This window comes from Acidovorax sp. FG60 (assembly GCF_057808995.1).
In genome coordinates this window covers 1-25,217 of record NZ_JBMDJC010000020.1, presented here as the reverse complement: position 1 = coordinate 25,217, position 25,217 = coordinate 1, and the positions used below count along the sequence as shown (strand labels likewise).

Genomic DNA, 25,217 nt, shown 5'->3' with positions numbered 1-25,217 from the left:
AGGTTTGTCTCCTCGGCTCTGTCATGCGGCCTGCGCCGCAAGAACATGCGGGCGGGCGATCCGTAAGCATAGAAGCCTGAACCCCTGGCGGGTGGACACAATGGTTGCAAATCGTGCCACGGCTGGCACACTCTGTGGCGTGAAGACCACCGCCCCCGCCGACCATCGTCTCCCAACCACTCCATCTGCCCCTGCCGCAACGCCCATCGCCTTTGTGCGTGCCATTGTTCTGGCGTACGAGCAGCGCGGCCTGAGCCCGGAACGCGCCCTGGCCCAGGCACAGATTGCGCCGCAGCTGCTGCCCGACGACAGCGCCCGCATCACCGCCTGGCAGATGGAGCAGATCTCCGACGCCGCCATGCAGGAACTGGACGACGAAGCCCTGGGCTGGTTCAGCCGCCGCCTGCCCTGGGGCAGCTACGGCATGCTGGCGCGTGCCAGCATTAGCTCGCCCACGCTGCAGGTGGCCCTGGCCCGCTGGTGCCGCCACCACGGCCTGCTGGCGGACGACATTGCCCTGCATCTCACCACCCAGGGCGACACTGCCACCCTGGCCATCACCGAGGCCCGCGACCTGGGCGCGCTGCGCGAGTTTTGCCTGGTATCCGTGCTGCGCAATGCCCACGGCCTGGCGTGCTGGATGGTGGACTCGCGCATTCCGCTCATCGCCGCAGAATTTGCCTTTGATGCGCCCCTGCACGCCGATGCGTATGCCGTGTTGTTCCGAGGCCCCGTCACCTTCCACGCGCCACGCACCGCCATTCACTTCGACGCCCGCTACCTGCACCTGCCCCTGCGCCGCGACGAGCAGGCCCTGCGCCAGATGCTGCAACACGCCCTACCCCTGACGGTGCTGCACTACCGCCGGGACCGCCTGCTGGTGCAGCGCGTGCGCCAGCTACTTGCTGCGCCGCTGCCGGGCCAACCCGCCCATGCATTGCCCCAGCACAGCGCGGAATCGCTGGCCGCGCTGCTGCATGTGTCGCCACGCACGCTGCACCGGCAATTGAAGGAAGAAGGCGCCACGCTGCAGGGCTTGAAAGACGAGGTTCGCCGCACCCGCGCAGTGGAGCTGCTGCACCGCACACAGCGGCCCATCAAGCAGGTGGCGGAGGCAGCGGGGTTTGAGAACGAGAAGAGTTTTATTCGGGCGTTTCGGGGGTGGACGGGGCAGTCGCCGGCGGAGTTTCGGCGCCAAGCGAGCCCAGCGTGATAGGAAGTGGCCCAATGGCGCGATCTGCACCCTGCATGGCTGCCACGGGGCTGCGTCCGCAGCCAGCCACCACTACACTGACCAGCGCTCCCGCCCGCCCTCTTGCCGCTTGCCGCTTGCCTTCATGCTCCACCTCCACCACTGCATCAGCGCCCGCTCCTTCCGTCCCCTGTGGATGCTCGAAGAGCTGCAACTGCCCTACCAGCTCCACATGCTGCCCTTCCCGCCCCGCGCCAAGGCCCGGTGGTTTCTGGACGAGAACCCGCTGGGCACGGTGCCCCTGCTGGTGCAGGGCGATGTCCGCATGACCGAATCCGCCGCCATGTGCCAGTACCTCGCGGCCACGCACCCCGACGCAGGGCTGGACGTGGCGCCCACGCACCCGGCGTATGGCGCGTACCTGAACTGGCTGCACATGAGCGATGCGACGCTGACTTTTCCGCAGACGCTGGTGCTGCGCTATGGCCGGTTTGAGACCGCAGAGCGCAAGCTGCCGCAGGTGGTGGAGGACTACAGCCGCTGGTTCCTGGCCCGGCTGCGCGCGGTAGAAACCGCGATGACCCACGGCCGCAGCGACTATCTGTGCGCGGGCCGCTTTACGGCGGCGGATGTGGCGGTGGGGTATGCGCTGCTGCTGGCGCAGCACCTGGGGCTGAACGAACAATTTGGCCCGGCCACGCAGGCCTACTGGCAGCGGTTGCAACAGCGTCCCGGCTACCAGCGGGCGATGGCCGCACAGACGGAGGCCGCCCAAGACCAGGACGTGCCCACCACCCCGGCCCCCGACACCAAACCGTGATGCGGAGGTGGGGGCTAGCCGGGCTCACGCGGCTACTCGGACTTCGCTGGTGTAGATGCAGGTCCGGGCGTGGGTGAAGGTGTCGTCGGAGCCTGCTGCGCCAGCGACTGCACCAGTGCGCGGAACTCCGGCGAGTGGCGCAGCACGCTGCCACCCGCCTCGATGAGGTCTGTGACTTCTTCCGACGTGATGGAGAACGCCGTGGGCACTTGCAGCAGGCGGCGGCGCGCAACGTCGTCGTGGGCATCGCGCAGGTTGACGGAAATGACATGGACCTCGGCACCGAGCGCAAAGGCATCGCTGCTGCCGGTGGGGCCCGCCGCCAGCGACTGGCGCCACTGCTGGGTGATGTCGCGCAAGAACTCCTGCGTCTCGCGCGTGGCGCGGGCGCCGGTGCCAAACAGCAGCGAGTCCACCACCTGGGCCATGTTGGGCACCTTGTCGCTCATGTCGATGTTCTCGGATGGGGCGCGCTCGGCGTTGACGGTGACGAGCACCAGCTTGCGGATGGTGCCGGGCGGGATGCCCACTTCGCTGAAGGTTTCGCGCAGTCCGCCACCGGCCAGGGCCCGGTCGAGCAGACGCTGCACGCCCAGGTTGTCGGCAAGGCCGCCATCCACCAGGTGGATGTAGGGGCGGCGCTGCGCGTCCAGATAGCTCAACTCATGCGCGCGGTACAGGCGCGCGCGGTAGTCGCCGCCCGCAGCCAGGGTGGCAGCGCGGGACACGGTCTGGTACTGGGGGCACTGGTCGGCGTAGTTCTTGAGGGTGACGGGACTCAGCAGCAGCGGTACGGCGGACGATGCCGCCACCGCGAACGACAGCGGCACCTTGCGCAGGTCGGAGCAGATCAGCGCGAACTGGTCCCACGTGAATTCAAAGCCAGTGCCCAACGACATGTCGGTGGCGGTGATGAACAGCTGCGGGTGGCGCGGGCGCCGCGCCACATCGCCAAAGGTGCGCCCGCCATACAGCTCATCCAGCCGCCGCGCGAGCAGGTGCGTGCGGCCGAACCAGGGCGAGGTCAGGTCCACCAGGTTGCCGGGGCGCAGGGCCTGCGTGATCAGACTGTTCTGGAAGTTCTGGCGCAGAAAGTCCTGCTCGAAGCGGGGCAGCCCCTCGATGCCGTGTGCCGCCAGGTAAGCGGCCACGATGCTGCCGCCCGAGACGCCGCTGATCACATCGGTGGCGTCGAGCAGCGTGGTGGGGCGCCCGTTCCAGTCGAACCGCGTGGCCTGCATTTCGGTCAGCACGCCAAAGCCGAAGGCGGCCGCCCTTGCGCCGCCGCCCGACAGCGTCACGCCGACCAGAATGGAGGGATCGCGCTCGGACTTGCGCTCGGGGATGGCCTGGTCTTCGGGCTTCAGGGGTTCGTTGATCCAGGGCCGCACCGACGAGCAGCCCGCCAGCAGGGCCAGGGCCGCCACCACGGCGCATCGCCGCATCCACGGCTTCATGCGTTGTCCCGGCATTGCGCTTCTCCCATGGTTACAGGGCTGTTGGGAATCTTCTTGCCTGTGTCAGCAGCCCAGCAGCGCAGGCAACTCGGCCATGCTGCGAAACACCTGCGCTGCGCCTGCGGCACGCAGGGGCTCGCCATCGTCCAGCGGCGCATAGGCAAATACCGTGGCGCCTGCGGCCACGCCAGCGGTCACGCCCGTCACGGTGTCTTCCACCACGGCACAGCGCCCGGGCGCCACCTGCAGGGCCGCAGCCGCCGCCAGATAGACGTCGGGCGCGGGCTTGGTGGCGGGCATCTCGTGGCCGCTGAACACCCGCCCGGCAAAGTACGGCGTGAGCCCCACCTTGGCCAGCTGCATCTCGACCTTGTGCCGGTCGGCACCCGAGGCGCAGGCAATGCGCCCGCCATGGTGCGCGTGCACCCTTTCGATGGTGCCGTGGATGTGTTCGATGGCCGTGAGGCGCTGGTCCAGCTCGGCATTGCGCCGCGCATAGAAGTCGGCCATCCACGCATCGGTCAGCGGGCGGCCGGTGTGGGCCTCGATGCGGGCGGCCTCGCTGCGCACCGTTTTGCCGATAAAGATGCGCATGCATTCGTCGGCGCTCAGGGCCCAGCCCGCTTCGTTGAGCATGTCGCGCAGCACGCCGTTGGTGATGGGTTCGCTGTCGACCAGCACACCATCGCAGTCAAACAAGATTGCTTCAAATTTCATAGCTGCTCGCGCTTATTGGTAAAGCGCTGGAGGTCATTTTTATTCAATTTTTAGGAGTGGATATCGCCATCCACATAGAACCAGCACCCGTCTTCGCGCACGAAGCGGCTGGTCTCGTGCAGGCGCACGGCGCGGCCGCCCACGCGGTAGCGCGCGACAAACTCCACCTCGGCGCGGTCTTCGCCTGTGCTGCGGTGGCTGCGCACTTCCAGCCCCAGCCACTTCGTGCCGGGGTCGAAATCGAGGTCCGCTGGCCGGGTGCTGGGGTGCCAAGTGGCCTGCAGGTAGTCGCCACGTTCGAGGACAAAGGCGGTGTAGCGTGACCGCATGAGGCTCTCGGCGTCGGGCGCGGCAGCGCCGTCCCAGTGGTCGAGGTAGCTGCCGCAGCATTCCCCATAGGACAAGGCCGCAGCCTTGGCGCTTTTGCCGGGTGCGGCTTGGGTACGGCCGCAGGGACAGGGGTCGTTATGGTTCATGGACGGATGCAGGAAGGCACGCAGGCGACGCGCGCGCCTCACCGATGGAAACGGGCGCTGCGCGAGGCGAGTGCACCCGTGGAACTGGCTTTGCCAGGCCACTGGGTGCGTCCCCCTCCCGCGCAGCGAGAGAGGGGGATGGCGCGAAGCGACTCAGGGGGAGCTTCATCTCAGCGCCCCAAAGACCTTGCGGGCGATGGCGCTGCCTGCACCGGCCGGATTCTGACGGATGCGGCGCTCTTCCTCGCCGATCATGAAGTACAGGCCGTCGAGCGTCTTGCCGGTGACGTACTGCGCAAGGTTGGCCTCCTCGGGTTTGAGCAGGCCAAAGCTCGCTGCCTTGCCCGCAAAGGCGTTGTACTTCTGGGTCAGGCCGACTTTTTCGGTGGCCTGGTTCACCACGGGCAGGAAGCGTTCGGAGAGCGGCGTGCGCGTCTTGTCGGCAAAAAAGGCGGTGACCGAGGTGCTGCCGCCGGTCAGGATGTTCTTGGCATCGGTCACCGTCATCTTCTGCACGGCGCCCACCAGCAGGTCTTTGCCCATGGGCACGGCGGCTTCGGCGGCGCGGTTGATGGAGGTGACCAGCTCGTCGATGCGCCGCCCCTGGCCCAGCGACTTCATGACCTTGGCGGCGTCTTCCAGGGAGCCCGGCAGGCCGATGCGCACCTGGGGGTTGCCCAGAAACCCGTCAGGCCGCCCCAGCAGGGCGACCGCCGCCTGGGCGCCCTGGCCCAGCGCGGCTTTGAGGCCGCTGGCGGCATCGGCATTGGTAAGGTCACCCAGCGACAGGGCCCAGGCCCGCTGGCCGGTGGCGCACAGCAGGGCAGCCACGAGGCTGGTTTGGTGAAATTGGCGGCGTTGCATGGTGCGGTACTTTCGGTGGGGGACGGCAGATGATGCCCACTCGGCCACCACTGCAGTGAGTGGCGCACTGTGCCGGAGCCGTGCGGGGAATTGCCGGGATTTTCGCTCAGCGAATGAGGAGCAAGCCGCAGGCCGTAGACTGCCCCACCCAAGCATCCAACAAGGAACCTTGCAATGTGGCAAATGAGCGTGCCGTGGTGGGAGTTTGTGCTGCGCGGCGTGGTGGTGTACCTGTTCTTGCTGGTGTTCATGCGCCTGTCGGGCAAGCGGCAGACGGGGCAGTACGAGCCGTTTGACCTGATCCTGTTGCTGATCCTGTCGAACGCGGTGCAGAACTCGATGAACGCGGGCGACAACTCGCTGGTGGGCGGGCTGATCTCGGCCAGCACGCTCATGCTGCTGCATGTGGCGCTGGCGCGGTTGGCCTTCCACTTCCCGCGCATCGGGCGCTGGGTGGACGGCAAGGCCCAGGTGCTGATCCACCAGGGCGAACTGAACCAGGCGCTGATGCGCAAGGAGCTGCTGACCCGCGACGACGTGGAGGCCGCACTGCGCGCAGGCGGCTGCCTGCACGCGCACGAAGTGGAACGCGCCACCATCGAGACCAACGGGCAGATCACCGTAGTGCTGCGCCGTCGTGGCGAGGTTGGCTGACCCGCCCCGCGCCCACCCCAACGGTCTGCACCCTCACCGCCCCTCACAACCCACGCGACTTACGCGACCCGATATGACTGCACTGAACGTTCTGGGCACCTTGCTGATGCCCTGCTCCTACGACCCACTGACCGGCTACTACCGCGACGGCTGCTGCAACACCGACGAGCAAGACCACGGCACCCACGTGATCTGCGCACGCATGACACAGGCGTTTCTGGACTTTTCGCTGTCGCGGGGCAACGACCTCATCACACCCCGGCCCGAGTCCCGCTTTGCAGGGCTGCAGCCCAACAACCGTTGGTGTCTGTGCGTCTTGCGCTGGAAGGAGGCCTACGAGGCGGGTGTGGCGCCTCCCGTGATCCTGGAATGCACACATGCGCGCGCGCTGGAGTTCGTGACGCTGGCGCAATTGCAAAGCACGGCGTTGTCCTAGGCTCAGTTTTGCGTGTAGCAGGTCTTGTTGGGCAGAACGGTGTCCACGTAGCTCTCCACACTGACCGCCGTTGGGAAGGCCGTGGGTATCTGGTCGCCAAAAATGCACAGGCGGCTCCCCTTGCGGGCCCAGACGGCACGCGATGTCAGGCCTGACGGCTGGGTCCACAAGCCCCAGAACGCGGTCAGAGTAGCCGTGCTGCCGTTACGGTCGAACGCCACATTGCCCACACCGGTCAGAGGGCCTGCCACCGTGCCAGCGCCCGTGCAGTTGGCGTCAGCATAGGTGGCCACACCGATCTGTCCCGCCACGCGATTGTCCCCCTGGCGGGTGATGCGCCACAGCGAGCGGCCCCAGGTGCCGGGCCGCACCACTACGCACAGCTCCTGCTTCCAGTCGCCTTCGGGCAAGGCCACCACCGTGCCGCAGCTCACCTCCACCGAGCCCACGTTGGCAGAGACCACGCTGCCGGTGCCATTGCGCACCGTGCAGCTCTGGCCGGAAGGCTGCGTGCGCACGGTGACCGCATAGCCCGTGCCGCCGGCCAGCGCAGTGCCGAACGTGAAGCCGCCGTTGCTGGAGACCGAGAGGTCATCGCCTCCGTTGTTCTGCAGCACCAACGTGCCACCCGCCAGACCAGTCACTGAGCCGCCAACCGTATAGGTGGCGGCCGCCAGGTTTTCGCAGCGCACCTGCACGTTGCTGACGTTGGCGGTGGCGGTGCCCGTGCCCTGGGTCACCGTGCATCGCTGGCCGCTGGGCTGGGTTTTGACGGTGACGGCATAGGCAATGCCACTGTCCAGGCGCGTCACGAAGACGAAGTTGCCGTTGGCATTGATCGTCAGGTCGTCCTTGCCGGTGTTTTGCAGCGTCACCGTCTTGCCAGCGCCCAGGCCCGTGACCGCACCGCCAATGCTGAACGCGCCTGCGGTAGGCGGCGGCGTGCCATTGTTGTCATCGTCACTACCGCCACAACCCACCAGCAAGGCGGCCGCCAAGCCCAGGGGTGCCCAGCGGAAGAGGGGCCGTACGGAATGCCCAGTGCGCCCAGCACCCATTGCGCTTGCTTGTCGTGTCATGAACAGAAACCTCTTGATCGTGAATGAAGGGCGGATTCTGTGCAGCACCTCCTGCGGTACGGAACCCTACCCTGGTAGGGTTTGCGCGCCGTCCATCCTGCTCAACACTTGGCAGAATTTGCCCTACCTCCGCGCTGTCAGCGCGCCTGCGCCGCAAGGCGCAGCCACCCTCTCCCACTACATGGCCCCCACTTCCCCTTACGCGCTCATCCTGGACGACCATCCGCTCGTGGCGCACGGCATGGCCGAGTTCCTGCGCGCACGCCTGCCGCAGATGGAGGTGGTAGAGGCCGCAGGGGCGGACGACCTTCTGCGCAGGGTGGAAATGCGGGGCACACCGGCCATCGCGCTCATCGACTTCTGGCTGGCGGAAGGCGCTGCGGTGGGCCTGATCGCCCAGGTGCGCAGCCACTGCCCCGGGATGCCCATCGCCGTGATCAGCGGCGACGATGACCCCGCCGTGATGGAGCAGGCCCGGCAGGCAGGCGCACAGGGCTTCATCCACAAACAAGCAGCGCCTGAGACCTTTGGTCTGGCGGTGGAAGCCTTGCTGAGCGGGCTGGTCTGGTTTGAGCCGGGCCTGCTGGGCAGCCAGCCGCCGCGCAGCCGCGATCTGCCGGTGACTCCGGCCGAGCTGGGGTTGTCCACCCGCCAGGGCCAGATCCTCGCGCTGGTGCTGCAGGGGCTGCCCAACAAGCGCATCGCCTTGCAGCTGGACATTGCCGAGAGCACCGTGAAGGAGCACGTGACGGGCATCCTGGAGCGGCTGCGGGTGCGCACGCGAATCGAGGCCATCACCCTGTTGCGCGGCCGGCGGTTGGAGCTGTCCTGATGCGCCTTGTCCGGGCCGTGGTGCTGGTCGCGGCCTTGTGCCTGCAGACGGCACTGCCCGCAGGGGCACAGGTACCGAACCCGGACCTGGCAGAGCTGGACCGGCTGCAGACCCTGTCGCAACGCAACAGCGCCGAAGCCGTGCAGGCGCTGCAGGCCGCCGCCACCCGCTTTGCCAACGCGGCCGATGTCGCGACCCGGCGCACCTACCTGGCGGCGCTGACGGACGCAGCCTTCGAGACCGGGCAGGCTGCGGTGGTAACCGAGGGCATAGCGCAACTGAGAGCGCTTGCGGCTGCGCACAACGATGCCTCGACGCAGGTGCTGGCCATCTGCTTCGAGGCCCGGCAATGGGCCGTGGCGGGCAAGACACGCGCCGGGCTGGACGCCCTGGCGCGCGAAGCGGGCGCGGCGGAGCAGGTGCCCGACCCTTGGGTGCGCTGGCTCTACCACCTGACGCTGGGTGCCCTGCACAGCAGCAACGGTCAGTTCGAAGCGGCGATGACCCACCTGCTGCGCAGCCTGGAACTCTCGCGCACGCTGCCGCGCCAGGCAGCCACATCCGAGCTGCGGTCGCGCGCACATCTGGAGCTGCTGCACTTCGACATGAAGAACCCCGACCGCGCGCTGCAGACCATTCGCGAGACGCTGCCGCTGGCCGAAAAGCTGGACGCCCAGCAGGCGCTGGGCTGGCTGCACCTGCACCGTGGCAATGTGGAAAACGTGCAGGGCAACCTCGACACCGCCGTGGCCGCCTACCGGCAGTCCCTGCAGATCGCCCGCGCCGGCGGGCTCACCGGGCTCCAGGCCACGGCGCTGAACAATCTGGGCGACGTCCTGCTGCAGCGCAAGGCCTATGCCGCGGCCGAGCCCGTGATGCGCGAAGCCCTGGCAGCGTACCGCGACGCGCACGAGCTGAACGGGGCCGCAATGGCGCAGGCCAACCTGGGCTTTGCGCTGATGGGCCAGGGCCGCATTGCGGCTGGCGTGCATGAGGTGGAGACGGGCATTCGGTTTGTGCACGAAGCGGGGTCCCTGCCCATGGAAGAGCAGCTGCTGGGCGAGCTCTCGCGCATGTACGAGCAAGCCGGCCTGTACCGCGAAGCCATGGCCACCACGCGCAAGCAGCAGGCGCTGGCCAAGGAGCTGTTCCACACCGAGCGCGACCAGGCCGTGGCCGCGCTGCAGGAGCGCTTTGACAGCGCTGAACGGCAGCGCCAGATCGAGCAGCTGGCGCAGGCCAATCGGGTGCAGGATGCCGAGCTGCGTGTGCGGCGCATGCAACAGATCGGTCTGGCCGCCACGGTGGCGCTGGCCCTGCTGGCGGCGGGCGCCAGCTTTTGGCAGTACCGTCGCACCCGCACGGCCAACGCGGCCCTGGCGGCAGCCCGGCGGCAGGCCGAAAGCGCACTGGCCGAGAAAAACCTGTTCCTCGCCACCGCCAGCCACGACCTGCGCCAGCCCGTGCACGCCATGTCGCTGATGGTCGAGGCGATCAGCCTGCGCAACAGCGACCCGGTTCTTCGCCCCCTGGTTGCCGACCTGCGCAACAGCATGCAGGCCATGAACCAGCTGTTCAACGCGCTGCTGGACCTGGCCCGCCTGGAATCCGGCCAGCCGCTGGGCGCCAAGGGCGTGGTGGACCTGAGCGGGCTGCTCGCGGACGTGGTGCGCCTGTTCCGTGAGCAGGCCAGCCTCGGCGGGCTGGCCCTGCGGCTATGGGTGCCGCGTGGCGGAGCTACCGTGTGGGCAGAACCGGTGCTGCTGCGCCAGGCGCTGGCCAACCTGGTGCAGAACGCGATCCGCTACACGCCCCAAGGCAAGGTGCTGGTGAGCGTGCGGGCGCGCGGCAGCGACTGGCTGGTGGAAGTGCGGGACACCGGCGTCGGCATCGCCGTGGCGGACCAGTACCGGGTGTTCAGCCCCTACTACCGAGGGGAGCGGGCGGACCAGATGAACGACGCCGGACACGGCCTGGGGCTGGCCGTGGTGGCGCGCTGCGCCGAACAGATGGGCGCCACCCACGGCCTGGTGTCGCAGGCGGGGCGGGGCTCATGCTTCTGGCTGCGGCTGCCGGCCCACACCGCTGCGGCTACTACGACGGCCGTGCCACCCGACCCGGTGGCCTTGCACCGCGACGAGACGGCAATGCGCCCGCTGCAAGGCCGCTGCCTGGTACTGGACGACGACCGCCAGGTGATCAAGGCCTGGCGCGCCATGCTGGAGGCCTGGGGCGTGACGGCGGCATACGCCACCACCACGGCCGAGGCGCATGCCCAGCTCGACGAAGGGTTCGAGCCGGATGCCATCTTCTGCGACCAGCGGCTGCACACGGGCGAGAGCGGCTTTGACGTGCTGCGCGCCCTGCTGGCCCGCTGCCCCGCTGCACGCGGCGCCATGGTCAGCGGCGAGCACAACGCGCCCGCCTTGCAGGATGCCGAGGACGAGGGCTACCTGGTGCTGCGCAAGCCGGTGAGCCCCGTGGAGTTGCACGCGGTGCTGGCCCAGTGGCTGGGCCAGCAGAAAAATCAATCAAAACAACCTTCAGCGCTTTACCAATAAGCGCTAGCAGCTATCTTTTTTATAGTTTTCAGACGAATCAGGTAGCCACTGCCGCAGCAAGGCGTGCACCTGTTCCGGCGCCACCGGCTTGCGCAGCACCAGGTAGCCCTCTTCTTCCGCCTGGCGCAGCGCGGGCGAATCCCATTCACCGCTGACCATGGCCAGCGCGGCGTCAGGGCACAGTGCCTGCAGGCGCTGGAGCAAGGCGAACCCACTCTCGCCGGAGCGCAAACGCTGGTCGCAGAAGATGGCCTGCGGCGTGAAGCCCTGTTCCAGCCAACCCAGTGCCTCGGCACCATCGGCCGCGCAGCGCACCTGCACGCCCCAGTCCTGCAGCAATTGCTGCCAGCCTGCGGCCACCTGCGGGTCGTCCTCCACCACCAGGCAGCGGCCCTGCAGGCCGCCCTGGCGCGCCACGGTGGCGGGCGTTGGCGCAACGACCACTGCGCTGGACGTGGCAGGCGGCAGCTGCAGCCAGAACCGCGAGCCGCGCCCCAGGCGCGACACCAGGCCCAGGGGCGCATCCATCAGCTCGGCGCAGCGCGCCACCACAGCCAGGCCCAGGCCGTAGCCTGCATCGTCTGCCACGCGCGCCGAGGCACTGCGGGTGAAGGGCGAGAAGATCCGCTCGCGCTCCTCGGCGGCAACGCCGGGGCCGGTGTCCCACACCTCCACCTGCCAGTGCCCGGCTCGGCGGCGCACAGCCAGCAGCACGCCGCCACGCTGCGTGTACCGCAGCGCGTTGTGCACCAGGTTCACCACGCACTGGCGCAGCAGCATCGGGTCGGCCTGCACCCGGGCGCTGGCCGGTGGCGGGCGCAGGCGCAGCACCAGGCCCCGGGTGCGCGCAGATTCCCCCAGCAGCGTGGCGACTTCGCGCAGCAGCGGCGCCAGGGCCACCGCCTGGGGCCTTGCCTGCACGGCCCCCGCTTCGATGCGCGACAGGTCCAGCAGCGCATTGCACATCCATTGCAGCGACTGCACGCCCTGGCGCAGGTTCTGCAGCGTGGCATCCAGCGCCGGGTCCCGGTTGCGCAGCGCGATGGATTCAGCCAGCAGCCCCACGGCATGCACGGGCTGGCGCAGGTCGTGGCTGGCGGTGGCGAGGAACTGGTTCTTCACGGCCAGCGCCTGCTCGGCCTCGCCCTTGGCGGCACGGAACCGCTCCGTCAGGTCCACATTGCTCAGAAAGAACTGATGGCTGATGCTCGCATTGCGAAAGAACACGCCAAACGCCAGATGCATGGGCAACAGGTACGGCCAGTGATCGGGAAACACATAGGGCACCGACAACAGGCTGACCGCGTAGCTGGTGAAAAAGAACCGCTTGAAAACCACCAGCGCCGCCGACTGGTGCGCGGCATGCGCCGACACCACCAGCGTGGAGCCACAGATGAACACCACGCGCAGTTCAAAGGGCGTGTCGGGCCCAGCGGAGGCCGCAGAACTCATCACCAACGCGCCGTACAACGCCGCCAGCGCTTGCACACGAGGCACCCAAACGGCCAGCAGCGTTGCCGCATCGTGGCTGTCGCGCTGCTTCAGGGCCCGCTGCCACAGGCCCCAGACGCCCCACACAGCCCCCACCAGCAACAACGACGCCCCCCACCACAGCGTGATGCCAGGGGGCCACAAGCCCAGCGAATACAGCCAGGCCAAGCCCGGCAGCCCCAGCAGCGGCATGACAGTGCAGCCGTCGCGCACCCGCATGAAGCTGTTGCCCAACAACTGCAGCTGGGCGGCGGGTGCCAGGGTGTCCCAGGAGAGCACGCGTTCGGAGTTCATCGGGCCGATGTTGGCATCTTCCCGTACCAAACACCCCCTACTTTGGGAGGGTTGCGTGTTGACGCCGGCGCGTGGCAGCGCTTGGGAGTACGTCGGGCAGCGACCAGGGCATGGCTGAGAGCGCATCTGCTGCGGCCCCACTCACAGCGCAACCGTCACCACCGCACAGAGGCAGCAGTCGCGGCGCCGACAATGGCGCCCAGCAGGCTCAGGCCAGCGCGCGCTGGATGATGATCTTCTGCACGTCGCTCGTGCCTTCGTAGATCTGGCACACACGCACGTCGCGGTAGATGCGCTCCACCGGGAAGTCGTTCACCACGCCGTAGCCGCCCAGCGTCTGGATGGCGGCGCTGCACACGCGCTCGGCCATTTCGCTGGCAAACAGCTTGGCCATGGCGGCTTCCTTCAGGCACGGGCGGCCTGCGTCGCGCAGCGCGGCGGCGTGCCAGATGAGCTGGCGCGCGGCTTCGATCTGCGTGGCGCAGTCGGCCAGGCGAAAGCCCACGGCCTGGTGGTTGAAGATGGCGGTGCCAAAGCTCTCGCGCTCCTTCGAATACGCCAGCGCCGCATCAAACGCGCTGCGCGCCATGCCCACGCTCTGCGCGGCAATGCCGATGCGCCCGCCTTCGAGCGCGCCCAGGGCGATCTTGTAGCCCTCGCCCTCGGTGCCGATGAGGTTCTCGGCCGGGATGCGGCAGTTGTCGAAGTTGATCTGCGCCGTGTCGCTGCTGTGCTGGCCCAGCTTGTCTTCCAGCCGCGCCACCACATAGCCGGGGTTGTTGGTGGGCACGAGGAAGGCGCTCATGCCCTTCTTGCCCGCGCCCTTGTCGGTCACGGCGATGACGATGGCCACATGGCCGTTCTTGCCACTGGTGATGAACTGCTTGACGCCGTTGATCACATATTCGTCGCCCTGCTTGACGGCGGTGGTGCGCAGTGCGGAGGCGTCGGAACCCACATGCGGCTCGGTCAGGCAAAACGCACCCAGCATTTCGCCGCGCGCCAGCGGCGTGAGCCAGTCGCGCTTTTGCTGTGCATTGCCATAGCGCATGAGGATGGCGTTGACGGGGCAGTTGGTCACGCTGATGGCCGTGCTGGTGCCACCATCACCGGCGGCGATTTCTTCCAGCACCAGCGCCAGCGTCACGTAGTCCAGGTTGGCACCGCCGAACTCTTCGGGCACGCAGATGCCGTAGGCACCCAGTGCAGCCAGGCCCTGGTGCGCCTCTTTGGGGAAGTGGTGTTCCTTGTCCCAGCGCGCGGCGTGGGGCCACAGCTGTTCTTGCGCAAAGTCGCGCACCGCGTCGCGGATCATTTCCTGGTCTTGGGTCAGCAGCATGTTGTCTCCTTGGGATCGTTCGGCGCCAGCAGGCTCTGGATGTCCAGGCACCTACCGGCGAGTCAACATGCAATTTTGCCCGCGTCTGCGGGCGCGCCCGCTAAGGGCGGGCGGACTACGTGCTCCTGCGTACCCCGGCCGCAGCAACCGTCCGCCACGCCCTCGTCCATAGGCTCCTAGACCAGCGAGACCTTGCCGCTGGACAGCTCGTACACGCCCCCCACGGCGCGGATGGCGCCGCTGGCCATGCGCCCGGCCAGGAGGGGTTCAGAGGTGGTCAACCGGGCCACATTGAGCCGCACGTTCTGCTCGGTGGCGGCCACCAGCAAGTTGGCGGGCTGGCGGCGCTGCGCCGCCTCGACGGCCGGGCGGATGGCGTTGACCAGCCCCGGCAGATGGCCGGGCAGTTGGGTGCCTTCCTGCACCACCTTGATGGTGGCGGAAACAGCGCCACAGTTGCTGTGCCCCAGCACGAGAATGAGCGGCACCTGCAGAACCTCGATCGCGTATTCCATGCTGGCCAGCGCATCGTCGTTCAGGAAGTTGCCCGCCAGCCGCACCACGAACAGATCGCCGGGCCCTTGGTCAAACGCCAGCTCGGGCGCAATGCGCGAATCCGCGCAGCTCAGGATGGCCGCAAAGGGCCGCTGCCCGGTGGTGCGCGCCACCCGGCCCACCGAAAAGTCGCGCTGCGTGGAACGGCCCGCCACGTAGCGGGCATTGCCCTGCACCAGCCGCGCAAGCGCTGCGTCGGGGCCGATGCGGTTGTCGGGCAAAGGGGTGTCTGCAGCCAGCACGCGGGCGCTGGAGGCCAGGGCAGCCAAGGCTGCGGCACCGCCCAGAAGGCGGCGGCGGGACGGCGCAAGCGCCGCCGGGGTAGCAAGACAATCACACATTTTTAGACTCCCGGTTGGGTTGCATGGAGCTGGCCCTCTCTTTAGCCAGCCCGCGCAGGAAGCCGTTTTCAGGCAGCCAGCGCCACGCAATTTTGCGGATCCACTCCACCGGGCGCCAGTCCAAATCTTGCATCGATCCGGCAGCCTGATAGCCGCCAGGCTACCAGTGCGTGGCGCGGCGCCCGTCGTGGTGCAGCAGGCGGCCTTTGTCGGCGGCCGTGACGCCCGCCACGGTGGCGCGCAGGCCGCGCACGCTGTCCTGCACGGTCAGCGCAGCGCCTTCGCCGCCCATGTCGGTCTGCACCCAGCCGGGGTCGATGGTGATGAGGGTGGCGTTCGGGTAGTCGTGCTGGGCGGATGCGATGGCCATGTTCAGCGCCGCCTTGCTGGTGCGATACAGCCAGGAGCCGCTGTTGGGAACGCTGCCAATCTGCGACATGGACGAAGACAAGAAAGCGAACACGCCCTGCGCGTCGGCCACCAGGGGCGCGACCTGCGGCAGTGTCTGCATGGCGCCCAGCACGTTGGTGTGCATCACGGCATCGAAGTCCTGCTGGGTGGGCGGCGTGAGCGCATTGGGGCGGCGGATGACACCGGCCACATACCAGGCGGTCTCGATCTTTTCGCCGTCCAGTTGCCAGGCCAGCCCGCTGACGCTGGCAGGGTTGGCCACGTCCACGGTCAACACCTGGGCGCCCAGGGCCTGTACCCGCTCGCGGCCCGCATCGTCGCGCACGGTAGCGATGACGCGGCGGCCCGCCTCGGTGTATTGGCGCACGAGCTCCAGCCCAATGCCACGCGATGCGCCGATGACCAATATGGATTTCATAGAGGGAATTTGAATGAAATTGGGCTCTAGCGCTTATCCATCAAGCGCTGAAAGCTATCAAAACAGAAGTATTCAACATCAATCCCCTCAAGCGTCGCCGAGTTGCTGCTCTTGCGCCAGTTGGGCGCGGTAGCGCTGCAGCATCGCCACTTGCGACTCGGGCTCGGTCGCAAGGCCCATCTGGTCGTGAATCATCTGGCCCATGGTGGGCAGTTGCGCGCGATCCACCTGCGCATCTGCGGACCACAGCCGCGAGCGCATGAAGGCCTTGGAGCAGTGCAGGTAGGCCTCGGCGACGCGCACTTCGATCACTATCTTTGGGCGCTGGCGCTCGGCCGTGAAGAAGTCGGTATACAGCGCTTCGTCGCGCAGGCGTGCGGTGCCATTCACCCGCAGGGTTTCATCCACACCCGGGATCATGAACAGCAGGCCGATGCGCGGGTCACTCAGCAGGTTGGTCAGGGTGTCGAGCCGGTTGTTGCCGCCCGCATCGGGCAGCAGCAGGGTGTGGGGATCGGGTGACTTCACAAAGCCCGGCGCACCGCCGCGCGGCGAGGCATCGAGCAGCGCACCATGGGCGCCACCACTGGCCACCACGCAGAAAGGCGACAGGGCAATGAAGCGCTGGCAGTGCCCATCCAGCTGCGGTTGTTGCTTGCGCAGGGCCCGCTCGCCGGGGGCTGCGTACAGGGTGCGCAATTGTTCGAGCGTTTCGATCATGGTGTGGCCTGCAAGGGGTTGAAAGAGCTCACGGGCAATGCACGGCAAACTCGAAATAGCCTGACCATGCGGGATCAAACGCGAAGGTCAGCTCCAGTGATTCGGCCTCATCGCGCAGCAGCAAAGGTGCGAGCGTCTGCATGGCCAGCTGCTTGTCGCCCACGTAATACACGGCCTTGCGGCGCCCCGCGCGGGTCAGTGTGTAGGCCATGATGCCCAGCTGCGGCAGCGCGAGCAGCGTGGCTGCCTGGTCCTGCAGGTCTTGCACGGCGGCCAGCTGATCGCGGTTGCCCACGGCCAGGTCCAGGGTCAGCGCGTAGGCCAGATCGGCGCGCATGGCCACGGGGTTGGCACTGCGGTTGACCATGACAATGGCCTTATCTTCAGCCTCGTCACCGCTGCCATCCTCATCGTCCTGCCCGCCAAACGACAAGGTCATGCCCGACCAGTCGTGCTCGCCCGCAGGGAAGTCGCTGGTGCGGCCCAGGGTGTCCACCCAATAGCGGTCGAACACCGGCACAAACTGGCTCAGGGGCACCCAGGGTGCCAGCGGGTCGGAGGCTTCCTCCACAAAATCCACCGCGCCCACCTTGACGGCGAAGTCGTATTCGCCCAGAACATGGTCGAGCATGATGAACGCCATGTTGCGCGCGTGGTCCTGGTAGTCGCTGGGGATCTCGCGGCCAAAGCGGATCTCCAGCGCGGCCTGGCCATCGTCCTGTTCGCAGGCGACCAGCACCTCCGATGTGGACAGCTCAAAGCCCTCCATGCCGATGGGAAAGTCGGGCTGCGAGGTGCGCTCGCGAAACGCGCGCAACCGGTAGTTCTGCAGCACGGGTGCGGCAGCCACCACCTCCATCAGCAACGGAAAGTTGTCTATGCTGCCGTGGGCGGTGACGATGAGATCCACCACCGCATCGCTGTCGCCGCCAGACATCTCCAGCGCCAGGCCCCTCAGGTGACGCTCGATGATCACGTTGGCCGACTCGACCCGCTCGCGCAGAGGCTGGGCCTGGAGCGATGCCTGGGCATCGACAAATTCACGCCAGAAGGTGGTGATCTCGGGAGATGGTGCGGTCATCGCGGTCCTTGTGAAGAGATGGGAATCATCCCATCCCTCTCCATCGTCAGACCAGTTCGAGCGCCACGGCCGTGGCCTCGCCGCCGCCGATGCACAGCGTGGCCAGGCCCTTGGTCAGGCCGCGCGCCTTGAGCGCGTACATCAGCGTCACCATGATGCGTGCACCGCTGGCGCCGATGGGGTGGCCCAAAGCGCAGGCGCCGCCGTTCACATTGACCTTGTCGTGGGGCAGGTCCAGCTCCTTCATCAGCGCCATGGGCACCACCGCGAAGGCTTCATTGATCTCCCACAGCTGCACATCGCCAACCTGCCAGCCGGCCTTGGCCAGCGCCTTCTGCGTGGCCCCCAACGGGGCAGTGGCGAACCACTCGGGCTCTTGCGCATGCGTGGCGTGGCTCACGATGCGGGCCAGGGGCTTGCAACCCAGCTTCTTCGCGGTGGATTCGCGCATCATCACCAGCGCGGCGGCGCCATCGTTGATGCTGGAGCTGGACGCGGCGGTGATGGTGCCGTCCTTCTTGAAGGCGGGCTTGAGTGTGGCGATTTTTTCGAGCTTGATCTTGCCGGGGCCTTCGTCCACCGACACCACGGTCTCGCCCGCGCGGGTCTTGACGGTCACTGGGACGATCTCGGCCGCAAAAGCGCCGGACTCGGTGGCCGCCTTGGCGCGCTGCACGCTGGCGGTGGCAAACGCGTCCTGCTGCTCGCGGGTGAACTGGTACTTGGCGGCGCAGTCTTCGCCAAAGGTGCCCATGCTGCGGCCCGCTTCGTAAGCGTCTTCCAGGCCGTCGAGCATCATGTGATCAAAGATGCGGTCATGGCCCAGTCGGTAGCCGCCGCGACCCTTTTGCAGCAGGTAGGGGGCGTTGGTCATGCTCTCCATGCCGCCTGCCACCATGACGTCGTGCGTACCGGCCAGCAGCATGTCATGCGCCATCATCGCGGCCTTCATGCCCGATCCGCACATCTTGCTGAGCGTGACGGCGCCAGCGCCCTTGGGCAGGCCGCCCTTGAACGCCGCCTGGCGCGCGGGTGCCTGGCCCTGCCCAGCCATCAGGCAGTTGCCGAACAGCACTTCGCCCACGGCGTCAGGCGACACACCGGCACGCTCGATGGCGGCCTTGATGGCGGCGCCGCCCAGGTCGTGCGCGGCCAGGCTGGAAAAGTCGCCCTGCAGCGAGCCCATGGGGGTGCGTGCGGCGCCGACGATGACGATGGGGTCTTGGGTGGATGCAGACATGGTGATGGTCTCCTGTGAAATGGTTCGGATGAAATGTTGGGGAGGGGTGAATGCTGGGGGCTACCGGACTGCTGAGCCATGCGCAAAGCGCCGGTCTGTGTCGTAGGGAAAGACGTCAAACATGTGGCCCGCCCGGATGCGTTCCTGGTGCGACTGCCAGAAGGCAGCGTCGAGCAGATCGGCGTGGTGCTGCATGAACACCTCGCGCACGGCATCGTTGCCGAGCAGGAAGGGGCCGAAGGTTTCAGGGAACACATCGCGCGGGCCGACGCTGTACCAGACCTCGCCGCTCATTTCCTCTTCTTCATTGCGCGGCGTGGGCACGCGGCGGAAGTTGCAGTCGGTGAGGTATTCGATCTCGTCGTAGTCGTAGAACACAACCTTGCCGTTGCGCGTGACGCCAAAGTTCTTCCAGAGCATGTCGCCCGGGAAGATGTTGGCGGCCACGAGGTCCTTGATGGCGTTGCCGTATTCGATGACGCTGTGCTCCATCTGCTGGCGCGCGCGCGGGTCTGACAGGCCGGTGTCGAAGGCTTCCTGCAGGTAGATGTTGAGCGGGATCATGCGCCGCTCGATATACAGGTGCTTGATGATCACCTCCGTCTGGCCGTCGCCGTCGCGGTCGCTGATTTCGAGCTGGCTGGGGGCGAACTTCTCGATCTCGGCAATGAGGGCATCGTCGAACCGGCTGCGCGGAAAGGCCACCTCGCTGTATTCGAGCGTGTCGGCCATGCGGCCCACACGGTCGTGCTGCTTGACCAGCAGGTACTTGGCCTTGACCTGCTCGCGCGTGGTTTCCTTCTGATGCGGGAAGTAGTCCTTGATGAGCTTGAACACGAAGGGAAAGCTCGGCAGGTCGAACACCAGCATCACCATGCCCTTGATGCCGGGCGCGATGCGGAACTGGTCGCTGGAGTGCTTCAGGTGGTACAGAAAGTCGCGGTAGAACAGCGTCTTGCCCTGCTTGGCCAGGCCCAGGGCGTTGTAGATCTCGGCCCGCGGCTTGCGCGGCATGAGGCTGCGCAGGAACTGCACGTAGGCGCTGGGCACCTCCATGTCGACCATGAAGTAGGCGCGTGCGAAGCTGAACAGCATCTGCATGTCATCTTCGCCAAACAGGGCCGCGTCGATAAACAGCCTGCCGTTGTCGTCGTGCAGGATGGGCAGCGCAAACGGCACTTCGTTGAAGCCGTTGATGATCTTGCCCACGACATAGGCGCCTTTGTTGCGAAAGAACAGGCTGGTGAGCACCTGGATCTGGAAGTTGGCGCGCAGCCTCACTTTGTCGAGCCGGCCTCGCATAGCGCCCACCACGCAGGCGGTGTCTCGGCCCAAGTCCGCAAATTCACGCTGCAGCTGGAAGTTCTCGATGATGACCTGGAAGGTCTCGCCCAGCGTGTCTCGCGACGGGTAATAGGCGCGGTAGGTGGGGCGCGCTGCGGGCTCTTCGTTTTCGATGTATTCGGTACTGACCGCAGGCCGCACAAAGATGAAGTCGTTGTGGAAATGCGTGCGGTGCAGGATCTTGGTGGTGACCGAGTTGAAGAAGGTCTCGGCCAGTTCGGGCTGGTGGTGGTTGACCAAGAGGCCGATGTAGTGCAGCTTGACCTGGTGCCACACGTCCATGGGCTGTGCACCCGCCTCGAACTCTTTCTCTAACCTGCGCACACACTCTTTCACGCGCAGGTCGTAGAACTCGATGCGCTCGCGCTGCGCCCGCTGCTGGCCGTGCCAGTCGCCGGTTTCAAAGCGGTGCTTGGCCCGCGCGGACTCGGTGCGGAACAACCGGTAGTGCCGGTTGAAGCCATCCATCATGGCCTTGGCAATGCCGTAGGCCTGGGGAGCGTCAAGCCGTTGCGGGAACATGGCGGGTGCTCTGCCGTTGAGGGGATGCGGTGGTTGGCTATTGCCTTTTGACGGCAGCCACACCGGCGATTGCGGCCTTGTACAGCGAGTCCAGGCCTTCGGTGCTGCCCACGGACATGTGCAGGTTGTTGATGAGACCATCCTTGAGCCCATAACACCAGCCGTGCAGCGTAACCTTCTGGCCCCGGCCCCAGGCGTCGAGCATCACCGTGGTCTGGGCAATGTTGACGACCTGCTCGATGGCATTGAGTTCGCACAACACGTCATGGCGCCACTCCGGGGCGGTGGCGGCAATCAGGTCACGGTGGCGGTCACGCACATCCTGCACATGGCGGATCCAGTTGTCGGCCAGACCGACGCGCGTGCCCTCCAACGCCGCCAGCACGCCACCACAGCCGTAGTGCCCCACCACCATCAGGTGCTCGATGTGCAACTGATCCACCGCGTACTGGATGGTGGACAGGCAGTTCAGGTCGGTAGGCACAACAACGTTGGCCACATTGCGGTGCACAAACACTTCACCGGGCTCCAGGCCGGTGATCTGGTTGGCAGGCACCCGGCTGTCGGAGCAACCGATCCACATGTACTTGGGCTTTTGCTGCGCCAGCAGGCTGGTGAAGAAGCCGGGCCGCTCGCGCTCCATCTGGGCCGCCCAGGCGCGGTTGTGAACAAACAGGTCTTCGATGGAGGAGGGCATGTTGTCCTTGGGTCTCAATGATTAGATAGAAGCTCAGCAGGTTTCAGCAAACAGCTCACGGCCGATCAGCATGCGACGAATTTCGCTCGTGCCCGCACCAATCTCATACAGCTTGGCATCGCGCCAGAGGCGGCCCAGCGGGTATTCGTTGATGTAGCCGTTGCCACCATAAATCTGCACGCCTTCGCCCGCCATCCAGGTGGCTTTCTCGGCACACCAGAGGATCACGCTGGCGCAATCCTTGCGCACTTGGCGCACATGGTCGGTGCCGAGCATATCGAGGTTCTTGGCCACCGTGTAGGCAAACGAGCGCCCCGCCTGCAGCACGGTGTACATGTCGGCCACCTTGCCCTGGATGAGCTGGAACTCGCCAATGCTCTGGCCGAACTGCTTGCGGTCGTGAATGTAAGGGATGACGTTGTCCATCACGGACTGCATGATGCCCAGCGGGCCGCCGGTCAGCACCGCACGTTCGTAGTCCAGGCCACTCATGAGCACCTTCGCGCCCTGGTTCAGGCCACCGAGCACGTTCTCTGCGGGCACCTCGACGTCCTGGAACACCAGCTCGCCCGTATGGCTGCCGCGCATGCCCAGCTTGTCGAGCTTCTGCGCGATCGAAAAGCCCTTCATGCCCTTTTCGATCAGGAAGGCGGTCACGCCGCGCGCGCCCAGTTCAGGCTCGGTCTTGGCATACACCACCAGGGTGTCTGCATCAGGGCCGTTAGTGATCCACATCTTGCTGCCATTGAGCACGTAGTAGCCGCCCTTGTCCTCGGCCTTGAGCTTCATGCTGATCACGTCCGAACCCGCGCCGGGTTCGCTCATGGCCAGCGCGCCCACATGTTCGCCGCTGATGAGCTTGGGCAGGTACTTGGCTTTTTGTGCCTCGCTGCCGTTGCGGTTGATCTGGTTCACGCACAGGTTGCTGTGGGCGCCATAAGACAAGCCCACCGAGGCACTGGCGCGCGAGATTTCTTCCATGGCCACCATGTGGGCCAGGTAGCCCATGGCTGCGCCGCCGTATTGTTCGGGCACCGTGATGCCGAGTACGCCCAAGTCGCCCATCTTGCGCCACAGGTCCATGGGGAACTGGTCATTGCGGTCAATCTCCGCCGCGCGGGGGGCGATCTCAGCCTGTGCGAAGTCGCGCACGGCGTCGCGCAGGGCGTCGATGTCCTCGCCCAGTTGGAAGTTCAGGCCGGGAAGGTTGGCGGGAATGCTCATGGGGAATGTCTCCTCGTAAAAGGTAGGGAAATGGGCCGGATTCAGCCCTGGATGTTGTCGCGTCCTGTGACCGCCATGAGGGTGCACCCCATGGTGGCGATGAGTTTTTCTTGGCTGCCGTCGATGGCGAAAGCGCGGCCTTCGCACACGGTGATGGTGCGGCCGGGCTTCAGCACCCGCCCTTCCATGCGAAATCGCTCGCCCTTGGCGGGGGCCAGCAAATTGATCTTGAATTCGATGGTGAGCACGGCAGCGTCAGCCGCCATCAGGGTGAAACCGGCATATCCACACGCCGAATCCAGCGCTGTGGCCACCATGCCCGCATGGAGAAATCCGTGCTGCTGGGTCAGCCCGACCGACCAAGGGAGTTCGATGTCCACGGCACCTGGCGCCACAAGGCCCAGCGAGGCGCCAAGGGTCTGCATGGCTCCCTGGCGCGCAAAACTGTCGCGCACGCGGTCGGCAAAGTCAGCGCAACGCGGCTCAAAAGGGGGCGTGCTCACAACAGTCTCCTGATTTACGTTTACGTAAACGTCAATTATGAATCAATTTTGCTTTTCTACCTTGGCCAGCAGCGAGCGCGCCTCTTCTTCGTGCTCGCGCACCTCTTCCAGGTTGGCCTGCAAATCGGCCATCTGCTCTTCGAGCTGCTTGCGATGGACCACCAACACGTCGAGGAATTTGCGCAGCTGAACGCCCGTATCACGGGGGCTGTCATAAAGGTCAATGATCTCCTTGGCTTCCGTCAGTGACAGGCCCAGGCGCTTGGCCCGCAGCGTCAGGCGGAGCCGGGTGCGGTCGCGTGCGCTGTACACGCGGTTGCGTCCGGCAGATCCAGTGCGCTCAGGCTGCAGCAAGCCCATGTCTTCATAAAAACGGATCGCCCGGGTGGTGAGATCGAACTCTTTGGCAAGGTCGCTGATGGTGTAAGTATTGGCCATGGTGGGTGCTGCACACAGCAGTATCGGTTTCGCGCAGGAGACAGCCCGGTGGCGGCAGCTCCCTACAATGCATCGAATGCATGACGTTTACGTTAACGTCAATGCTAACCCATCACACCTTCGCCATGAACCCACTCGAACACCAGATCCACTACCCGCTGGGCGACGCGCTCCCTTCCGAGGGCAGCTCCATCGAGATCGCGCCGGGAGTCCACTGGATTCGCATGGGTCTTCCCTTCGCACTGGATCACATCAATCTGTGGCTGCTGCGCGACCGACAACTGGGCGCTGGCGGTGTCATGCTGGACGGGTGGACCGTGGTGGACTGCTGCATCGACAGTGCTGCGACCCGTGCGCAGTGGGAGCAGATTTTTGTGAACTGCCTGGGTGGCTTGCCTATCTTGCGCGTCATCGTGACCCACATGCATCCAGACCATATCGGCTTGGCCCATTGGCTGTGCGAGCGATGGGATGTACGCTTGTGGATCAGTGCCACCGACTACAACGTGGCTCGGGTCGCTGTCTATGACCCGCAAGGGTTTGGCGGAGAAGCGGGGGCGGACTTTTATGCGCTGCACGGTGCGCAAGACCCGTCCTTTTTAGCCCATGTACGTGGGCGCGCATCGTATTTCCCGACCCTCGTGCCCGCACTGCCACCCCGCTTTCGCCGAATCATGGATGGAGACACGCTGGACATCGGGGGCCGAGCCTGGCGTTGCATCAGCGGCTATGGACATGCGCCAGAACACATGGCGCTGTTCTGTGCTGAGTTGACCACCTTGATCAGCGGGGACATGGTGCTACCGCGCATCTCGACCAATGTCAGCGTCCATGCCAGCGAGCCCGAAGCCAATCCACTGCAGTTGTTCTTGACTTCGCTGTTGCGATATCTGGACCTGCCGGAAAGCACATTGGTGCTCCCTTCGCATGGCAAGCCTTTTATAGGCTTGGCCACGCGCATTGCGCAGCTGCAAAACCACCACCGCGAGCGACTGGCGGAGATATCGCTGGCAGCCCATGACCATGCCCTGAGCGCCGCAGATACCTTGCCGATTCTCTTTCAACGCAAGCTGGACACCCATCAGATGACTTTTGCTATGGGTGAGGCACTAGCGCATCTGCACCATCTGTGGATGGATGGGAAGTTGGAGCGCTTTCTCGACCAAGCCGGGGGGCAAAGATTTCGCGCACCGAACGGTGGATAGACGTATCCAATACCTCAACGACATGCGCTCATTGAGTGGCCAACGAATGCCAAGCCCAACCCCGCACGTGTATTAATGCTGATCAAGGCCTGCAAGGCTTGTGAGATGCTGCGCAGGCCTGGTCGGCGCAAGTAATCTGAGATGGGCTAGGTGGGCTGTTGAACCGGAACGCATTGAGCAGTCCGCTGCACTTGATGCATTTTGGGATCCCCCAAAGCAAAAAACCCCAGTCAGATATGACTGGGGTTTTCTGGGCTGTAAGAGCCTGACGATGACCTACTTTCACACGGGAACCCGCACTATCAT

24 protein-coding genes are annotated in these 25,217 nt (G+C 65.9%); 7 read left to right on the top strand and 17 right to left on the bottom strand.

The window, feature by feature from the left end; all coding sequences use genetic code 11:
- Positions 1 to 100: 100 nt before the first annotated feature.
- Together ACODS0_RS22555 and ACODS0_RS22550 are read left to right on the top strand one after the other, a co-directional pair.
- On the top strand, positions 101 to 1,213 hold the full coding sequence (locus ACODS0_RS22555) for an AraC family transcriptional regulator (RefSeq protein WP_488837293.1): 1,113 nt from the start codon (positions 101 to 103) through the stop codon (positions 1,211 to 1,213).
- Between the two features lie 124 nt (positions 1,214 to 1,337).
- Positions 1,338 to 2,012, top strand: coding sequence for a glutathione S-transferase family protein (locus tag ACODS0_RS22550; protein WP_055393020.1), 675 nt, complete (start codon positions 1,338 to 1,340; stop codon positions 2,010 to 2,012).
- Between the two features lie 32 nt (positions 2,013 to 2,044).
- Here the strand turns inward: ACODS0_RS22550 and ACODS0_RS22545 are convergent, their stop codons facing one another.
- From ACODS0_RS22545 to ACODS0_RS22530, 4 genes are all read right to left on the bottom strand, one after another.
- A complete protein-coding gene (locus tag ACODS0_RS22545; RefSeq protein WP_488837291.1) occupies positions 2,045 to 3,484 on the bottom strand; it encodes a patatin-like phospholipase family protein in 1,440 nt (479 codons plus the stop codon).
- Positions 3,485 to 3,532: 48 nt separating this feature from the next.
- Positions 3,533 to 4,186, bottom strand: a complete 654-nt coding sequence (locus tag ACODS0_RS22540) for an HAD family hydrolase (RefSeq protein ID WP_055393018.1) — start codon at positions 4,184 to 4,186, stop codon at positions 3,533 to 3,535.
- Between the two features lie 50 nt (positions 4,187 to 4,236).
- Complete coding sequence (locus tag ACODS0_RS22535) at positions 4,237 to 4,662, bottom strand: YchJ family protein (RefSeq protein ID WP_158603829.1); 426 nt, start codon at positions 4,660 to 4,662, stop codon at positions 4,237 to 4,239.
- Positions 4,663 to 4,827: 165 nt separating this feature from the next.
- Positions 4,828 to 5,526, bottom strand: coding sequence for a DUF4197 domain-containing protein (locus ACODS0_RS22530; protein ID WP_488837288.1), 699 nt, complete (start codon positions 5,524 to 5,526; stop codon positions 4,828 to 4,830).
- 174 nt (positions 5,527 to 5,700) lie between these two features.
- On the opposite strand from ACODS0_RS22530, the gene ACODS0_RS22525 reads away from it, so the two are divergent.
- Together ACODS0_RS22525 and ACODS0_RS22520 are read left to right on the top strand one after the other, a co-directional pair.
- Positions 5,701 to 6,180, top strand: coding sequence for a DUF421 domain-containing protein (locus ACODS0_RS22525; protein WP_121421258.1), 480 nt, complete (start codon positions 5,701 to 5,703; stop codon positions 6,178 to 6,180).
- A gap of 73 nt (positions 6,181 to 6,253) precedes the next feature.
- The gene (locus ACODS0_RS22520) at positions 6,254 to 6,616 is read left to right on the top strand and encodes a DUF2237 family protein (RefSeq protein WP_055393012.1); all 363 of its coding nucleotides are present in this window, start codon (positions 6,254 to 6,256) and stop codon (positions 6,614 to 6,616) included.
- 2 nt (positions 6,617 to 6,618) lie between these two features.
- On the opposite strand, the gene ACODS0_RS22515 is transcribed toward ACODS0_RS22520, so the two are convergent.
- Positions 6,619 to 7,695 (bottom strand): hypothetical protein, encoded by a 1,077-nt coding sequence (locus tag ACODS0_RS22515; RefSeq protein WP_488837285.1) that lies wholly within the window; start codon positions 7,693 to 7,695, stop codon positions 6,619 to 6,621.
- A gap of 181 nt (positions 7,696 to 7,876) precedes the next feature.
- On the opposite strand from ACODS0_RS22515, the gene ACODS0_RS22510 reads away from it, so the two are divergent.
- Complete coding sequence (locus ACODS0_RS22510) at positions 7,877 to 8,527, top strand: response regulator transcription factor (protein WP_121508954.1); 651 nt, start codon at positions 7,877 to 7,879, stop codon at positions 8,525 to 8,527.
- Positions 8,527 to 11,088: a sensor histidine kinase gene (locus ACODS0_RS22505; protein ID WP_488837282.1), complete on the top strand. Its 2,562-nt coding sequence runs from the start codon at positions 8,527 to 8,529 to the stop codon at positions 11,086 to 11,088. Before ACODS0_RS22510 ends, ACODS0_RS22505 begins: the two co-directional genes overlap by 1 nt.
- A gap of 3 nt (positions 11,089 to 11,091) precedes the next feature.
- Here the strand turns inward: ACODS0_RS22505 and ACODS0_RS22500 are convergent, their stop codons facing one another.
- The 12 genes from ACODS0_RS22500 to ACODS0_RS22445 form a co-directional block, all read right to left on the bottom strand.
- On the bottom strand, positions 11,092 to 12,873 hold the full coding sequence (locus ACODS0_RS22500) for an ATP-binding response regulator (protein ID WP_488837280.1): 1,782 nt from the start codon (positions 12,871 to 12,873) through the stop codon (positions 11,092 to 11,094).
- A gap of 208 nt (positions 12,874 to 13,081) precedes the next feature.
- Complete coding sequence (locus ACODS0_RS22495) at positions 13,082 to 14,212, bottom strand: acyl-CoA dehydrogenase family protein (RefSeq protein WP_055393003.1); 1,131 nt, start codon at positions 14,210 to 14,212, stop codon at positions 13,082 to 13,084.
- Positions 14,213 to 14,388: 176 nt separating this feature from the next.
- Positions 14,389 to 15,108, bottom strand: coding sequence for a carbonic anhydrase (locus ACODS0_RS22490; RefSeq protein WP_055393000.1), 720 nt, complete (start codon positions 15,106 to 15,108; stop codon positions 14,389 to 14,391).
- A 160-nt stretch (positions 15,109 to 15,268) separates the two neighbouring features.
- Positions 15,269 to 15,937, bottom strand: a complete 669-nt coding sequence (locus ACODS0_RS22485) for an SDR family oxidoreductase (RefSeq protein ID WP_488837277.1) — start codon at positions 15,935 to 15,937, stop codon at positions 15,269 to 15,271.
- An 87-nt stretch (positions 15,938 to 16,024) separates the two neighbouring features.
- Positions 16,025 to 16,657: a pyridoxamine 5'-phosphate oxidase family protein gene (locus ACODS0_RS22480; protein WP_176887129.1), complete on the bottom strand. Its 633-nt coding sequence runs from the start codon at positions 16,655 to 16,657 to the stop codon at positions 16,025 to 16,027.
- Between the two features lie 28 nt (positions 16,658 to 16,685).
- Positions 16,686 to 17,738: a DUF695 domain-containing protein gene (locus tag ACODS0_RS22475; RefSeq protein WP_488837275.1), complete on the bottom strand. Its 1,053-nt coding sequence runs from the start codon at positions 17,736 to 17,738 to the stop codon at positions 16,686 to 16,688.
- Between the two features lie 46 nt (positions 17,739 to 17,784).
- A complete protein-coding gene (locus ACODS0_RS22470; RefSeq protein WP_488837273.1) occupies positions 17,785 to 18,978 on the bottom strand; it encodes an acetyl-CoA C-acyltransferase in 1,194 nt (397 codons plus the stop codon).
- A gap of 60 nt (positions 18,979 to 19,038) precedes the next feature.
- Positions 19,039 to 20,844 carry a bifunctional isocitrate dehydrogenase kinase/phosphatase gene (aceK, locus tag ACODS0_RS22465; RefSeq protein WP_121421266.1) on the bottom strand — a complete coding sequence of 602 codons (1,806 nt, stop codon included), beginning with the start codon at positions 20,842 to 20,844 and terminating at the stop codon, positions 19,039 to 19,041.
- A 37-nt stretch (positions 20,845 to 20,881) separates the two neighbouring features.
- The gene (gene can, locus ACODS0_RS22460) at positions 20,882 to 21,541 is read right to left on the bottom strand and encodes a carbonate dehydratase (protein WP_121421267.1); all 660 of its coding nucleotides are present in this window, start codon (positions 21,539 to 21,541) and stop codon (positions 20,882 to 20,884) included.
- 33 nt (positions 21,542 to 21,574) lie between these two features.
- Positions 21,575 to 22,765 (bottom strand): isovaleryl-CoA dehydrogenase, encoded by a 1,191-nt coding sequence (locus ACODS0_RS22455; RefSeq protein ID WP_121421268.1) that lies wholly within the window; start codon positions 22,763 to 22,765, stop codon positions 21,575 to 21,577.
- A gap of 41 nt (positions 22,766 to 22,806) precedes the next feature.
- Positions 22,807 to 23,268: a PaaI family thioesterase gene (locus tag ACODS0_RS22450; protein WP_488837270.1), complete on the bottom strand. Its 462-nt coding sequence runs from the start codon at positions 23,266 to 23,268 to the stop codon at positions 22,807 to 22,809.
- Positions 23,269 to 23,310: 42 nt separating this feature from the next.
- The gene (locus tag ACODS0_RS22445; protein ID WP_121421270.1) at positions 23,311 to 23,706 is read right to left on the bottom strand and encodes a MerR family transcriptional regulator; all 396 of its coding nucleotides are present in this window, start codon (positions 23,704 to 23,706) and stop codon (positions 23,311 to 23,313) included.
- A 125-nt stretch (positions 23,707 to 23,831) separates the two neighbouring features.
- Between ACODS0_RS22445 and ACODS0_RS22440 the strand changes: the two genes are divergently transcribed.
- Positions 23,832 to 24,911, top strand: a complete 1,080-nt coding sequence (locus tag ACODS0_RS22440; protein WP_488837268.1) for an MBL fold metallo-hydrolase — start codon at positions 23,832 to 23,834, stop codon at positions 24,909 to 24,911.
- Positions 24,912 to 25,217: the final 306 nt, after the last annotated feature.

What these genes read in the sequence shown, in the direction of transcription:
- ACODS0_RS22555 (WP_488837293.1), top strand. Translation starts at nt 101, where the DNA reads ATGGTTGCAAATCGTGCCACGGCTGGCACACTCTGTGGCGTGAAGACC.
- ACODS0_RS22550 (WP_055393020.1), top strand. Translation starts at nt 1,338, where the DNA reads ATGCTCCACCTCCACCACTGCATCAGCGCCCGCTCCTTCCGTCCCCTG.
- ACODS0_RS22545 (WP_488837291.1), bottom strand. Translation starts at nt 3,484, where the DNA reads ATGCCGGGACAACGCATGAAGCCGTGGATGCGGCGATGCGCCGTGGTG.
- ACODS0_RS22540 (WP_055393018.1), bottom strand. Translation starts at nt 4,186, where the DNA reads ATGAAATTTGAAGCAATCTTGTTTGACTGCGATGGTGTGCTGGTCGAC.
- ACODS0_RS22535 (WP_158603829.1), bottom strand. Translation starts at nt 4,662, where the DNA reads ATGAACCATAACGACCCCTGTCCCTGCGGCCGTACCCAAGCCGCACCC.
- ACODS0_RS22530 (WP_488837288.1), bottom strand. Translation starts at nt 5,526, where the DNA reads ATGCAACGCCGCCAATTTCACCAAACCAGCCTCGTGGCTGCCCTGCTG.
- ACODS0_RS22525 (WP_121421258.1), top strand. Translation starts at nt 5,701, where the DNA reads ATGTGGCAAATGAGCGTGCCGTGGTGGGAGTTTGTGCTGCGCGGCGTG.
- ACODS0_RS22520 (WP_055393012.1), top strand. Translation starts at nt 6,254, where the DNA reads ATGACTGCACTGAACGTTCTGGGCACCTTGCTGATGCCCTGCTCCTAC.
- ACODS0_RS22515 (WP_488837285.1), bottom strand. Translation starts at nt 7,695, where the DNA reads ATGACACGACAAGCAAGCGCAATGGGTGCTGGGCGCACTGGGCATTCC.
- ACODS0_RS22510 (WP_121508954.1), top strand. Translation starts at nt 7,877, where the DNA reads ATGGCCCCCACTTCCCCTTACGCGCTCATCCTGGACGACCATCCGCTC.
- ACODS0_RS22505 (WP_488837282.1), top strand. Translation starts at nt 8,527, where the DNA reads ATGCGCCTTGTCCGGGCCGTGGTGCTGGTCGCGGCCTTGTGCCTGCAG.
- ACODS0_RS22500 (WP_488837280.1), bottom strand. Translation starts at nt 12,873, where the DNA reads ATGAACTCCGAACGCGTGCTCTCCTGGGACACCCTGGCACCCGCCGCC.
- ACODS0_RS22495 (WP_055393003.1), bottom strand. Translation starts at nt 14,212, where the DNA reads ATGCTGCTGACCCAAGACCAGGAAATGATCCGCGACGCGGTGCGCGAC.
- ACODS0_RS22490 (WP_055393000.1), bottom strand. Translation starts at nt 15,108, where the DNA reads ATGTGTGATTGTCTTGCTACCCCGGCGGCGCTTGCGCCGTCCCGCCGC.
- ACODS0_RS22485 (WP_488837277.1), bottom strand. Translation starts at nt 15,937, where the DNA reads ATGAAATCCATATTGGTCATCGGCGCATCGCGTGGCATTGGGCTGGAG.
- ACODS0_RS22480 (WP_176887129.1), bottom strand. Translation starts at nt 16,657, where the DNA reads ATGATCGAAACGCTCGAACAATTGCGCACCCTGTACGCAGCCCCCGGC.
- ACODS0_RS22475 (WP_488837275.1), bottom strand. Translation starts at nt 17,738, where the DNA reads ATGACCGCACCATCTCCCGAGATCACCACCTTCTGGCGTGAATTTGTC.
- ACODS0_RS22470 (WP_488837273.1), bottom strand. Translation starts at nt 18,978, where the DNA reads ATGTCTGCATCCACCCAAGACCCCATCGTCATCGTCGGCGCCGCACGC.
- aceK (WP_121421266.1), bottom strand. Translation starts at nt 20,844, where the DNA reads ATGTTCCCGCAACGGCTTGACGCTCCCCAGGCCTACGGCATTGCCAAG.
- can (WP_121421267.1), bottom strand. Translation starts at nt 21,541, where the DNA reads ATGCCCTCCTCCATCGAAGACCTGTTTGTTCACAACCGCGCCTGGGCG.
- ACODS0_RS22455 (WP_121421268.1), bottom strand. Translation starts at nt 22,765, where the DNA reads ATGAGCATTCCCGCCAACCTTCCCGGCCTGAACTTCCAACTGGGCGAG.
- ACODS0_RS22445 (WP_121421270.1), bottom strand. Translation starts at nt 23,706, where the DNA reads ATGGCCAATACTTACACCATCAGCGACCTTGCCAAAGAGTTCGATCTC.
- ACODS0_RS22440 (WP_488837268.1), top strand. Translation starts at nt 23,832, where the DNA reads ATGAACCCACTCGAACACCAGATCCACTACCCGCTGGGCGACGCGCTC.